Origin of the sequence: Bartonella numerosa (genome assembly GCF_037070845.1) — a bacterium.
GTDB lineage: Bacteria > Pseudomonadota > Alphaproteobacteria > Rhizobiales > Rhizobiaceae > Bartonella.
This window is the reverse complement of sequence record NZ_JAYMZI010000002.1, coordinates 1-12,863: the sequence shown is the minus strand read 5'-3', so window position 1 is coordinate 12,863 and position 12,863 is coordinate 1. Positions and strand designations below refer to the sequence as shown.

The window sequence follows — 12,863 nt, the reverse complement described above, 5'->3', positions numbered from 1 at the left end:
ATATTTTCAAAGTTTTTCGGTTTATATGGTCTGCCATAAGTGTTGAACTTAACTCGTCTGAACAATCATTGAGAATTTTTAATTGTGAATTACCTGCAAAGGTAGTGTTCAATTGCACACTCAGAGAACTATTGAAGAATTGGGTTTTCTCGATCTAAAGGAAAAACTCTCTTTTTTTTGAAGGAAGTTCAGACAATGAGAGTGGTTTAGTTAAAATCCTAACAGCCATCTGAAGGTCCGAAAAAATACGCGAATTCAGAAAAGCTTGTGCTTCACTTGATCGATGATCGTACGATAAAGCTCAGCGTGTCCCCCATCAGGTTTTACAACGAAGATTGGCGCACCATCATCCGAAGAAGAGCGCAACGAAGCATCAAGCGGCACTTCCGCTAAAAATGGCACACCTCGGCGTTCGGCTTCTGCACGAGCGCCACCGTGGCCAAAAATATCGTATCGTTTTTGTGTATCAGGAGCAATAAAATAACTCATATTTTCTATAAGACCTAAAATAGGAACGTTGACCTTCATAAACATTTCTATCGCTTTACGGGCATCAACCAAGGCAAGATCTTGCGGGGTAGAAACGATCAACGCACCCGTCAACTGTACCTGTTGAGCGAGCGTTAATTGTGCATCTCCAGTCCCTGGCGGCATATCAACCACCAAAACATCAAGAGGCTCCCATAGCACGTCTCTGAGCAATTGCGTAACGGCCGCCATAACCATGGGACCACGCCAAACTACGGGCTTTTCTTCATCAACCAAAAATCCCATCGACATCAATTTAAGATCAAATTTTTCGAGAGGTTGAATTTTTTTCTCACCAACCAGTCGCGGTCTCTGACCAACAAGTCCTGTTAAACGTGGTAAAGATGGGCCGTAAATATCCGCATCCATCAGCCCAGTTTTGAAACCATAACTTTGCAAAGCCAAAGCGATATTTATCGCCATGGTAGACTTACCAACTCCCCCCTTCCCGGAAGCAATAGCAATCACGTGCCGCACGCCTTTTATCGGCGTTTTTACAGGCAATGCATTTGCTTTACGTTTTTGGGCAGGAGAAATTGTATTTTTATGCGATTGCGGCGATACATTCGATTTTTTTTCCGCCGTAAGTGTAACAATAACGGATTCAACTCCACCCATAGCACTTACCGCTTTTTCAGCAGCACGGCGCAATGACTCAAACTCCTGTAAACGCCCATCCGGAACGGTAATGGAAAAGAAAACTTTCCCGTTAGCAATTAGTATTTCTGAAAGAAATCCCAGCGATACAATATCGCTTTCGAGATTCAACGCTTTGACTTTCCTCAACTCTTTGCGAATAGCATCGCTTGTTATAGGATCCACGCTCTTTCCTCTCTATTGAATAGAAATAAACCAGAGAAACATAGCAATAATGACAAAAACATCTAAAACCAATTACCTAAAAATTCCACGCTTTAAAGAATAACGAGGAAATATTTTACACTCTATCTCCTTCAACATATTAAACCAACCTAGAATACAAAGCTTTGACCATAAATTTTGTCAAAAAGCCCCATCCGACATATTTTTCTTACAATCACTTTACAAGTACCCTATGAGCATTTTATAGAAGGTCAGCGAACTTTTTTCTTTGAAAACAATGCCGTGTGCATCCAAAACAGTGCGCTACACAACCAATACAACAGCTGTACAATAATTGGCCACGGTGCTCTCCTTTTTTGTTGTTTGTCTATGAAATGAAAGAAGTATTAGCCTTTTGAGCGATGGAGGTTTTCCTAAAATTGATAATACCACTTATAAAGCAGGTGTTTATTATGGGCTTTTTTTGTATTTTTTTAGGAGATAGAAAAATAATCTAAGATTGACTTTTTTTACGTTTTTCCTTATGGGTTAGCAACTATTTTACAGAAGTAAGATTGTTTATATAGCGTGTATAGGATTAAGAAGGGCCGTGTATCGCGGTGTCGAGATAAATGAAACGTACTTACAATCCCTCTAGACTTGTTCGCAAACGCCGCCATGGGTTTCGTGCTCGTATGGCAACGGCCAGTGGGCGTAAAATTATTGCTGCTCGGCGTAACCGTGGGCGTAAGCGGTTGTCTGCTTAACTACTTGGTTTTCACAAGAGATTAGATATTTCTGTTTCTTTGTTGTGGAATTTTCTTTATGAACCTACGGTGTCTGCTCTGCGGGCATTTAATTGAAGTTGTAAAACGCTTTTTATGAAGAGAAAACATCCCTGCCGCATTCGCAAGAGGGCGGACTTTTTGGCTGTACGCACAGGGGAAAAGCGACGTGGTCCTCTGTTTTTGCTCGAAGTCAAACCTCGTGGACAAACAGCAAAAATGAAGCATCCTCTTGTTGCGCGTGTGGGTTTTACTGTTACACGTAAAAATGGTAATGCTGTCAAACGCAATCGTATAAAAAGACGTCTGCGTGAAGCAGTCAGAATTGGTTTAGCAGACAACATGGAGGCAGGGACAGATTACGTCATTGTAGCGCATCGAGATGCGTTACATGCTCCGTTTGAATCTTTGATTGATGAATTGAATCGACGAATACAGGTAAAGCCGAAGGCAAAATACCGGAAACGGCAACAGGGATAGTACGAATGGAATATAACCGCAATTTTTTTATCGCCATTGGATTGTCTTTTGTAGTGCTCATCGCATGGCACTTCTTTTATGTTGCCCCCAAACAGACTGAGTTGCAACAAAGGCAGTTAGTTGCGCAGGAATCGTCGCGGCTGCAATCCGCACCTTCTTCTACTGAAGCGAACTCTTCTGACTTTGCGTCGATACACGGATCAGTGCCTGTGACTAGTTCTTCTATGACCCCTGAAAGTAGAGAAATTGAATTGGCTAAGACAAACCGTGTCCTCATAGAAACGGATGAACTTGAGGGCTCCATTAATCTCGTTGGTGCGCAATTTGACGACCTTCTTCTCAAGAAGTATCGCCTGACGGTAGACAAGAAATCACCAGAAATCGCTTTGCTAAATCCAAAGGGATTTACAGCAACTTATTTTGCTGAATTTGGTTTTACAAGCCCATCTGTTTCGGCAAAAGCATTGCCCCAGTCTGATACTAAATGGAAGATAGAGGGGCAAAACACAACACTGACGCCCTCAACACCCGTCACCCTAGTTTACAATAACGGACAAGGGCAAATATTCCATCGCACCCTTTCTGTTGATAACCACTACATGTTTACCATTGAGGATTCCATCAGCAATGAGAGTAGCGAGCCTATATATCTTTCTTCTTACGCTCGGGTTGCACGGGCAGCACCGCCGGAAGATACGAATGCAACCTATTTGCTCCATGAAGGAATGATAGCTATAGCGGGCGATTCACTCAAAACTGAAAAGTACAAAAACCTAGCCGAGCTTAGTCCAAACCCTGAGAATGGCCAAAAAAGTATGGCTTTTCCTAAAGTTACAGGAGGTTGGATCGGTATTACAGATAAATATTGGGCCACAGCAGTTATCCCCCCGCAAAATAGAGAGTATACCAGCCGCTTTGTTTATTTTGATCGTTTAAATACTCATTATCAATCTGATTTGCTCAGTTCACCTTTAACCATCGCCCCTAATGAAACAAAAACCATTACAAATCATTTCTTTGCTGGTGCAAAACAGGTTGAGATTATTAATCGCTACCAAAATGAGCTGAATATTAAAAAGTTTGCTCTTTTGATTGACTGGGGTTGGTTTGATTTCATCACAAAGCCGATGTTTTCCATCATTGACGTTCTGTATAAAGAAACGGGCAATTTTGGTGTTGCCATCCTTCTTGTTACGGTGCTTCTTAAAATACTTCTCTTTCCACTTGCCAACAAATCTTACAAGTCCGTGGCACATATGAAGCTCTTGCAGCCAATGCTACAAGAGATAAAAGAGAAATATTCAGATGATAAAACAAAACAGCAACAGGCGATTATCGAATTGTATAAATCCCAAAATATCAACCCCCTTGCAGGTTGCTGGCCTATGTTGATTCAGTTTCCTATATTTTTTGCTCTTTACAAAGTTCTGTATATCACTATAGAAATGCGACATGCGCCTTTCTTTGGCTGGATTCAGGATTTAGCAGCGCCAGATCCTACGTCTTTGTTTAATTTATTTGGTCTCTTGCCTTACGCGGTTCCCGCGTTTCTTACCCTTGGCGCTTGGCCTTTTATCATGGGGATAACGATGTTTCTGCAAATGCGTATGAACCCAGCTCCTCAAGACCAAACTCAGGCCATGATTTTCACATGGATGCCGGTTATTTTTACCTTTATGCTAGCTTCCTTCCCCGTCGGTCTTGTCATTTACTGGGCATGGAACAATGTATTATCGATGATCCAGCAGGGTATTATGATGAAACGTCAGGGCGTTAGAATCGAGCTTTTCAATAACCTGAAATCTATGTGGGAGAAATCACCGAAAAAAGAAGTGCATGAATGACAGAGTGTTCCCCTCTTTCTAGGATTTTCTTTCGTAATTGGATTTTCATTCGCGGTGTGCCCTCGATACGTTTTCTTCCGCCTGAGGGACCACCAGAAATCGCGTTTGCAGGACGTTCTAATGTTGGAAAGTCATCCTTGATAAATGCGCTTGTCCAGCAAAAGAACTTAGCGCGCACTTCAAATACACCAGGACGTACCCAAGAGCTTAATTATTTTATACCCGACGGCTTTAGTGAACAACCGGGAGATATTCCCCCCATGGCACTCGTAGATATGCCCGGTTATGGTTTTGCTGAAGCACCTAAAAATGTAGTTTCTACATGGACGCAGCTGGTTTTCAGTTATTTACGGGGGCGTACAACGTTGAAGCGTGTTTACGTATTGATTGATGCACGCCATGGAATTAAAAAAAATGACGCAGATGTTCTGGATCTCCTTGATAAAGCCGCTGTCTCCTACCAAGTTGTTTTTACAAAAATTGACAAAATCAAATCAAATGAGCTTGAAAATTTGATAATGGCTACGAAGGCAAAGCTCCTTAAGCGCCCGGCAGCTTATCCTGAGCTCCTAGTAACATCTTCAGAAAAAGCACTGGGCTTGAATGAATTGCGTGTTGCTATCTTGCAGTCGGTTATGTAACAAAATACATCCTCGTTATTCGTCATAAAATATAATTTTTCGGCAGCTGTTAATGATCTTGTACTTTAAGTAAAGCATCTTTATAAAAAGCTTTGTTACTACTTACAGGATTCATCAACTCTACTTTATAGTGCAAACTATGCTAACACTTTTTCACTCCCCTCTCTCTTCCCCTTCCCGTTTCATACGCCTTATCCTCGGAGAGTATGCTGTAAGCACACAGCTGATCGAAGAACATGAATGGGCGAGAAGACACGAATTTCTCGCACTTAATCCCGCTGGGCATGTCCCTGTTCTTCTTGCTGAACGCGAAGTTCCATTATCGGGAGCCACCGCTATTTCCGAATATTTGGATGAGATATATGGGAGCTTACGACAAGAAAATAAACTTTTTCCAGAAAATCCTTTAAACCGCGCGGAAGTCCGCCGCCTCAACGATTGGTTTTTAAGTAAATTTGAAAATGAGGCTACGCGTCACATTGTAAGAGAGCGAATCTACAAGCGTGAAATGCCAACAGCTATTGGTGGGGGGGCACCAAATTCACAAATTTTGCGCAATGCGCGCGCTAATATTCCACCTCATATGAGTTATCTTAACTGGCTTTGTGCGTCCCGTGATTGGCTAGTTGGCTCTAGTTTGTCCTATGCGGATTTGGCGGCAGCAGCCACTGTTTCTGTACTCGATTTTCTAGGAGAAATTAGCTGGGAGCAATCCCCTGCAGCAAAAGATTGGTATATGCGTATCAAATCGCGGCCCTCCTTTCGCCCTCTTTTAGCAGATCGTGTACGAGGGATTGCAGCAAGTCCTCATTATGCCGATCTTGATTTTTAAGCGCCTTTTTCTGACAAAAGTGAAATTAGCGCCCGATTTATTTACAACGAATCCTTAGATATGTCGCTGTAAAAAAATCTGATGAATCGCTTGCGCATCATCGTGCGCAGTTTTGAATCGATGCATTGAGACTACATTACCTTTTTGTGTAACAACGTATATATTCCCACCAATGGCTCATTTAAAGTAAATCAACAGGCTGTTAACTCAAAGGATCACGAAAACGAAACTTTTTCCCCTATATAGAGAAAGAATAATTGAAAAGAAAAAGAAAATTTTCTTATACTACGAAGCAGAGTGGATATTATAAGGAGGTCAATATGCGTCTTACGGTCGTTGGTGGTAACGGAAGGATGGGGCGTGAGTTGATTGCAGCTATCCAACGTAGGCAGGATATAGAACTCTGTTCTGTGCTCGTGCGCGAGGGATCGCCATTGGTTGGAAAGGATGCCAGTATGTTAATCAGCTCTGACCTCCTTGGCGTTCACATCACTGATGATCCTGAGAGCGCTTTTTTGGAAGCAGAGGGTATATTGGATTTTTCTCGGCCACAAGCAAGTATCTTTTACGCTAACTATGCCGCTCAAAAAGGTCTGGTTCATGTCATCGGAACAACAGGATTTAGCGAAGAGGAACAAGCCCAAATTGAAAATTTTGCTAAGTATACAACTATTGTCAAATCCGGAAATATGAGCCCAGGAGTTAATCTTTTAGCCAGCTTGGTAAAAAAAGCAGCAAAAACATTAGAGCCTGATAATTTTGATGTTGAAATTTATGAGATGCACCACTCTAGCAAAGTTGATGCACCTTCTGGAACAGCTCTCCTCCTCGGAAACGCGGCAGCTGAAGGTCGTAATGTTAAGCTTAAAGATGTGAGTGTTAATGAGCGCAACGGCTATACGGGAAAACGTGAGAAAGGAACTATTGGCTTTGTTTGTTCTCGCGGAGGGACGGTTATTGGGGATCATAGTGTCACTTTTGCTGGATCAAACGAGCGCATTGTCTTTTCGCATTTAGCGCAGGGACGCTCTATTTTTGCTGATGGTGCACTAAAAGCGGCATTATGGGCAAAAAATCATAAAAATGGACTTTATTCTATGTTAGACGTCTTAGGATTGAGTGATGAATCGCAAACATTTAATAGCTAACGCAGGAAACTCGTAATGGAATATACTCTTGTGTTGGTCCGCCATGGACAAAGCGAATGGAATGTCAAAAATCTTTTCACTGGCTGGAGAGACCCAGATTTAACAAAAGAGGGCCGGATAGAAGCGATGACGGCAGGGGAAAGTCTTAAAACAGCCGGTCTAAAATTTGATATTGCTTATACATCAGCCCTGCAACGTGCACAAAAAACGGCCGTGTGCATTCTAGAACAAATGGGGCAGACAGATCTGAAATTGATAAAAACCCAAGCACTGAATGAGCGTGATTACGGCGACTTATCCGGCAGAAATAAAGATGAAGTGCGTCAGCAATGGGGGCAAGAACAAGTGCAAATGTGGCGCCGCTCCTACACCATTGCACCCCCCAACGGAGAAAGTTTGCGTGACACTGGTGCACGTGTTTGGCCTTATTATCTTCACCACATACAACCCCATATCTTGCGCTCTCAGACCGTTTTAATTGCAGCGCACGGCAATTCTCTTCGTGCTCTTATTATGGCACTTGAGGGTTTAAGCGGTGAAGAAATTGTATCTCAAGAGCTGGCGACTGGCGTCCCAATTGTTTATACATTTAACGCTGACTTGACGATTTTATCAAAAACGATCTTATCACCTTGAATTTTTAAAATCATAACAAACGTAGACAACCCGATTAAGATTTTTACATGATCAGTGGATTCACAATTGTGTTGACATGGCTGTTTCCTGAGCTTAGATGAGACTTCGTAGCCCAGATGGCGGAATTGGTAGACGCGCAGGTTTCAGGTACCTGTGCCGAAAGGCGTGGAGGTTCGAGTCCTCTTTTGGGCACCACATCTTCCTTGATCACATATAGCTCATTGGCTTTATCTCTACTTTTCTCGATGTACAGAAGGCGTAAATGAAAGTGAGGGAGCGCGGTGGGATTTTTGAGCTTATTTCTGTAAAGCTACCCTCTTTTATTGATTTTTGTATTAATATCCCGGCTTTTTTCTGATCGTGTTGTGAAGCACCTTAAGATTTTTGATAATAACTAAAAGTTTCACGACTTAATAAACTTAGAAGCTTTATTGAAAAAAACTTCCTATGAGAATCGGCTTCTTTTTCCAACGATACTCCTATCTCTCAATCTAACACACATAAAGCTTAATGATTTTTTTGTTCTTCAAAATTGGTGCAAACTCTTTTTCACAAGGGATAGAGATGCCAACGACGCACCCACCTTTTAACCACACCGACGAGGTCCCTGCACAATCGATACAGAGTTTTCGTAAAGCTTCGCTAAACGGCATAAACCTCCAAAAAGATCTCTTATCAACTCAAAAGATTACATAGATTCTATTATTATTTTTGATCTTCAGCTTTTTTCCGCTTCAAACAGGAGAAGGGATTCTTAAAAAATAAAACCTGCGAGACGAAGACAAATTACACCCCCCCCTAGTCCGCCATCTGCCAGTGAGCGACACCATTTTGTTATTTTGATTATTACCTGAAAATCGCCCCTTTATACGAACGGGCAGCGTAACGAAGATTCGAGCTCCGAATTTCAACATGACCATCATGGCGGAGAGGAAGAGATTCGAACTCTCGAGAGCTTTTTGAGCCCTACTCCCTTAGCAGGGGAGCGCCTTCGACCACTCGGCCACCTCTCCAAGACTGGTGAATAAACGGTATCAGAAGAAAGTTCAAGATATTTTCGTTTTTTTTTTATATCTGATGCTCTTCTTTCCACTGACCTGATAAGATTAACGTTTGGTAAATAAAAAAGTGTGTTTTTTACAATACTAGATTGAATAATACGCGAATATCCTTCAAAAAAACAATTTCATGGTTGTATACTTTGAAAAAATTAGTATAGCCAGAATCATAGGCTTGACGGACTTCATTCTGTTCTTAATGGATTAAGCAAATGGTATTTTTAACGAGATTAGATTCCCTTCTACTGGAGACTCACTATGATAAACATTAAATCCATATCTTTAAGCTCTGCAGCGGCTTTTTTAGGAATTTCTGGAGCGCAGGCAGCGCCAACAGTTCCTTCTGAAGTAGAGCCTGTGAAATATATGCGCGCGTGCGATGCGTATGGCAAGGGGTACTTTTATATCCCTGGAACCGAGACTTGCATACGTTTATCAGGAAATGTCCGTTCTGATCTCACAGCCGGTGATGATGTCGATGCGAAAACCAGTGCCGACTTAGACGGAATCGACAGAACCTACGCAGCAGCATCACGATTGACTCTCGTTTTGCAAACCGCTTCCGAAACAGAATTAGGAACACTTCGTTCATATGCGAGATTTTACTCCCAGTGGAGTAATGGCAAGGACAAAGCTGGAGCAAAACTCTCGGCCGCGTATATCGAACTCGGGGGATTTCGCGTAGGTCTTGATGAAACAATTTTTGATAGCTGGACTGGTGGCTACGGTAACGTCATAAATGATGACAATATAGCACCAGCAGGTGTTACACGTACCAACTTTATTTCTTACACTTTTAGTGGTGAGGGTGGGTTCTCTGCAATCATAGGAGCCGAGTTGGGTAACGCCTCCGGCCCCGACCCAAAAGGGCTTTACTATTACATCAATAAAAACGGCCAATTAGCCGATATTTCTGACGGTGACCTCGTTCCTCCCAGTAAGCAAGTGAAAAATTATATTCCTAATTTGCTTATTGGTGCAAAATTTATGCAAAAATGGGGCGGATTTTCAACAATCGCTGCTTACGATTACCATTACAAAAAATGGGGAGGTAAGCTGCGTGTAGATTTCAACGTCAATGATAAGTTAAATCTGTGGGTAATGGGTGGATACAAGAATAACATTGATTATTATAAAAAAGAAAATGATACGCTCTCGCGGCAAAGTACCGCAATCTACGCGAATTGGGGAGGAAAATGGGCGACATGGGCCGGTGCAACTTACAAAATCGCCCCGCAAGCAGATTTTAATGCCCAAGTTTCCTATAGCGCGGTAAAGACTTTTGCAACTTCCCTCAATATTTCATATACACTGACTCCGGGACTCAAGATTACTCCTGAATTGACCTATGTTTCTTGGAACGATAATCGTACTTTTGATGGCAGTGATGGCAGTACAGCTAAACACGCTCTCAACGGAAGGAGCGCACTGCAAGGTATGATCCGTATTCAGCGTTCGTTCTAATATCTTTAAGCTACATCCTTTAAAAGCTGGCAATTTTTATGTTGCCAGCTTATGTTTTTTTGAGCAGTTCTAGCGGCTTATTTTTAAGAGTTATCACAAAAGAATGAATGAATGGGCTATAGACGTACTTTGTTCCCGTAACTTTTATCCAAGAGCTTAAATGCTGCGAACTCTGATTTTTGTATTAGAACTGTATCAGTATCTTCATTTTCGAAAGCAATTAGAGAACGTATCCAGGCCGCTTCTGTGATAAGAAGGCATACATCGGCGGCATCCAACTCTCGCGAGGAACGACGACCCCCGAAGACCTACCAGTCTCTTTGGCACGTTAAGAGTACTACTCCAGAAGGGATAGATATATTTAATTTAAAAATTTCAGAAATACTGCATTTATTTTTTGTGGCGAATACGCCCCATATTCCGATTGCTGCTCTATTCGACTTTTCAAGCACACTCCAGAGACGAAGACCTAAGAGCTAGCTTTCTTTGCATCTAGCACCCTGAACGAGAATCACCATTGCATATCTCTTTTTTATGGATGCACCCTCACACTATTGACACCACACCCCGACTCTCCGCCTTTTAAATGTACAACCACACACGGAGAAAAGAGAAAAGTACTCTGGTAAACAAGCACTACGCCCCTTTTCTCATGAACTCCTCACAGACACAATCTTCCTCATCTCAAAACAATTCAACCTCACACAAGCTGCCAAAAAAACACGTCACGCACCCATCTGATTGGGAAGACTCGCCACACCAGCTGCACAAGACTGAGGTGAGCAAAACTAATCCGAAGGAAAATATTTATCCACGAGTGCATAAATAATTGCCGCTGTCTCGGTATCCAGGATTCCGTCATAATTCTCCTGACGAAAATGAAGTTGAAATGCCCGTATCAAATCCTTGTAACCAGTTTCGGTGCATGCAATCGAGACATCATACCCATAGCGCATAAATTTGTCCAAAACCTCTTCCTTAGCTGGCAAATTTTTGGAAAACTGCTCCATATAATGACTCTTTAGTTCATCATCGTACCAAGCTCCTATGCCAGCTGCATAAAGATCCTTCCACGGAAAAGCCGCACCTGGATCACTCTTTCTCCCAATAGCAATATCACTGTGGCCAACAACATTGGTTGGAACAATGTCTGGATACCGTTGAAGAATATTCAATGCCAGCTCCTTAACTGCATCAATTTGCACCGGATTATAAGGAGGGAAGACAAACCCCTCATTATTGTAAACCACCATATTAACAGTCTCATGCTGAAAAGCTGTACCACTTGCACTACCGCTCTCAGCCGATGAAACAGCGCCAGCCTGTGGAGTAGGACTAGTCGGATTTAAAGCGTGCACATCCTTCGAGGGAGCTTCAAAACACGCCGTCCCCACAGAATCAGAGTGGCCAGAAGCCAAGTTGACTATCTCAATCCCGATAGACGAATCATTCAAATTGCTTCGCCCAGCCCACGCACTAACACCAGCATGCCAAGCACGCTCATTCTCATCAACGAGATTAAATATGCGCATATCCTTGAACCCAGCGTCAATGTATGTTTGCTCTGTAGGATCAGGAACAAGGTAATGAGAACTCACCCTCTCCCCCGTAAGTGCTGCGATCGATCCTTTAAAATCGGTTGCAGTATAATGCATAACAAGAAAACGAACACGACGGTTAAAACTCTTGATAGAACGATAATTGTTATAATCAATCCTATACATAAAATACTTCCTTTTTATCTAATCGACTAGTACCACAGAACATCAAAACAGACCGACACACACACAATTAATTTCATTTCTGAAATACGCGCAGCACCCCCCTCCACCCAAAAGCAAAGAACGCAGTTTTGTGATAAAAATCTGAATAAAAAAACACGAAACCCACCTGCAAAAAGCAAGCGCCAACCGCATGCTTCCTATATCTCAAACAGAAAACAGTCTCGGGTTCCAAGCAGAATGCCGTTACGCAAAAAGCAAAAATGCCCGTCCATCACTCGACCGCGTAAACCGTTGGGGACAAATCTATGAAAACTTTACGGCAATTTATTGACAACTAATTTTGGACTTATATCTACGATCGATTCTTTATCACTACATTATACGGCAAAAAGCAGAAGATTTCCTCATATAGAATGAAAACATCAAGGATCCTTCTTATTTACCAATGTGAACACTCATCTCATACCCTCTCCCTTGAGTGCGTTTTCCCCGCAAAGGAATACTCTTCTTGAATAAAATCGAAAAATAGTATTTACCTTCTTCATAAATTTTATAAATAATGCCTCATTTATTTTTCAAATAAATCGCACTACGACATGCAGAAAGAGTCTTCCATTAAAATTCTCAGGAAGAAAATGTAGACTCTATGATTAATCATTCTTGTTGTTCTACAGAATAAATAATTTGCATCTTTCTGGCCCACTCTTATAGCACTAATGCTAACGTATAGAGCCGGGGAGCCGATTTAGTACAGCAAAATGCGAATTTATAGTGGCACGAAACAAATCTTCCCTTCTTATAAACAATGGTATGACGCGCGCTGCAGCAGAGAATACAACTGATGAAGCGATTGACCTTTATCAAGCTGCCAAAGCAAAAACCGAACGAGCAATCAACACCCTTGAGCAGCAAATAGATACAT

The 12,863-nt window shown here is 42.0% G+C and carries 10 protein-coding genes and 2 tRNA genes; 9 read left to right on the top strand and 3 right to left on the bottom strand.

All coding sequences use genetic code 11. From position 1 onward, the window contains the following. Nucleotides 1–255: 255 nt before the first annotated feature. Nucleotides 256–1,350, bottom strand: coding sequence for an Mrp/NBP35 family ATP-binding protein (locus WCP75_RS01290; protein WP_336276458.1), 1,095 nt, complete (start codon nucleotides 1,348–1,350; stop codon nucleotides 256–258). Nucleotides 1,351–1,961: 611 nt separating this feature from the next. Between WCP75_RS01290 and rpmH the strand changes: the two genes are divergently transcribed. The 8 genes from rpmH to WCP75_RS01250 all read left to right on the top strand — a co-directional run bounded on the left by rpmH (nucleotide 1,962) and on the right by WCP75_RS01250 (nucleotide 7,890). Beyond that, nucleotides 1,962–2,096 (top strand): 50S ribosomal protein L34, encoded by a 135-nt coding sequence (gene rpmH, locus WCP75_RS01285; RefSeq protein WP_336276457.1) that lies wholly within the window; start codon nucleotides 1,962–1,964, stop codon nucleotides 2,094–2,096. Between the two features lie 114 nt (nucleotides 2,097–2,210). Beyond that, nucleotides 2,211–2,594, top strand: a complete 384-nt coding sequence (rnpA, locus tag WCP75_RS01280; protein WP_336276456.1) for a ribonuclease P protein component — start codon at nucleotides 2,211–2,213, stop codon at nucleotides 2,592–2,594. A gap of 5 nt (nucleotides 2,595–2,599) precedes the next feature. Beyond that, nucleotides 2,600–4,438 carry a membrane protein insertase YidC gene (yidC, locus tag WCP75_RS01275; protein WP_336276455.1) on the top strand — a complete coding sequence of 613 codons (1,839 nt, stop codon included), beginning with the start codon at nucleotides 2,600–2,602 and terminating at the stop codon, nucleotides 4,436–4,438. Next, nucleotides 4,435–5,079, top strand: a complete 645-nt coding sequence (yihA, locus tag WCP75_RS01270; protein ID WP_336276454.1) for a ribosome biogenesis GTP-binding protein YihA/YsxC — start codon at nucleotides 4,435–4,437, stop codon at nucleotides 5,077–5,079. Before yidC ends, yihA begins: the two co-directional genes overlap by 4 nt. Nucleotides 5,080–5,218: 139 nt before the next feature. Then, nucleotides 5,219–5,911 carry a glutathione S-transferase family protein gene (locus WCP75_RS01265; protein ID WP_336276453.1) on the top strand — a complete coding sequence of 231 codons (693 nt, stop codon included), beginning with the start codon at nucleotides 5,219–5,221 and terminating at the stop codon, nucleotides 5,909–5,911. A 320-nt stretch (nucleotides 5,912–6,231) separates the two neighbouring features. Then, nucleotides 6,232–7,059, top strand: coding sequence for a 4-hydroxy-tetrahydrodipicolinate reductase (gene dapB / locus WCP75_RS01260; protein WP_336276452.1), 828 nt, complete (start codon nucleotides 6,232–6,234; stop codon nucleotides 7,057–7,059). A 15-nt stretch (nucleotides 7,060–7,074) separates the two neighbouring features. After that, nucleotides 7,075–7,695, top strand: a complete 621-nt coding sequence (locus WCP75_RS01255; protein WP_336276451.1) for a 2,3-bisphosphoglycerate-dependent phosphoglycerate mutase — start codon at nucleotides 7,075–7,077, stop codon at nucleotides 7,693–7,695. Between the two features lie 110 nt (nucleotides 7,696–7,805). Continuing rightward, nucleotides 7,806–7,890 (top strand) — tRNA-Leu (locus WCP75_RS01250). 727 nt (nucleotides 7,891–8,617) lie between these two features. Here WCP75_RS01250 and WCP75_RS01245 read toward each other — a convergent pair. After that, a tRNA-Ser gene (locus WCP75_RS01245) sits at nucleotides 8,618–8,708 on the bottom strand. Between the two features lie 306 nt (nucleotides 8,709–9,014). Between WCP75_RS01245 and WCP75_RS01240 the strand changes: the two genes are divergently transcribed. Further along, the gene (locus WCP75_RS01240; RefSeq protein WP_336276580.1) at nucleotides 9,015–10,217 is read left to right on the top strand and encodes a porin; all 1,203 of its coding nucleotides are present in this window, start codon (nucleotides 9,015–9,017) and stop codon (nucleotides 10,215–10,217) included. Nucleotides 10,218–11,005: 788 nt separating this feature from the next. On the opposite strand, the gene WCP75_RS01235 is transcribed toward WCP75_RS01240, so the two are convergent. Beyond that, nucleotides 11,006–11,941 (bottom strand): N-acetylmuramoyl-L-alanine amidase, encoded by a 936-nt coding sequence (locus WCP75_RS01235; protein WP_336276450.1) that lies wholly within the window; start codon nucleotides 11,939–11,941, stop codon nucleotides 11,006–11,008. Nucleotides 11,942–12,863 lie beyond the last annotated feature (922 nt).

Coding starts and splice junctions, on each gene's coding strand:
- yihA (WP_336276454.1), top strand. CDS start 4,435: ATGACAGAGTGTTCCCCTCTTTCTAGGATTTTCTTTCGTAATTGGATT.
- WCP75_RS01255 (WP_336276451.1), top strand. CDS start 7,075: ATGGAATATACTCTTGTGTTGGTCCGCCATGGACAAAGCGAATGGAAT.
- WCP75_RS01265 (WP_336276453.1), top strand. CDS start 5,219: ATGCTAACACTTTTTCACTCCCCTCTCTCTTCCCCTTCCCGTTTCATA.
- rnpA (WP_336276456.1), top strand. CDS start 2,211: ATGAAGAGAAAACATCCCTGCCGCATTCGCAAGAGGGCGGACTTTTTG.
- yidC (WP_336276455.1), top strand. CDS start 2,600: ATGGAATATAACCGCAATTTTTTTATCGCCATTGGATTGTCTTTTGTA.
- rpmH (WP_336276457.1), top strand. CDS start 1,962: ATGAAACGTACTTACAATCCCTCTAGACTTGTTCGCAAACGCCGCCAT.
- WCP75_RS01235 (WP_336276450.1), bottom strand. CDS start 11,941: ATGTATAGGATTGATTATAACAATTATCGTTCTATCAAGAGTTTTAAC.
- dapB (WP_336276452.1), top strand. CDS start 6,232: ATGCGTCTTACGGTCGTTGGTGGTAACGGAAGGATGGGGCGTGAGTTG.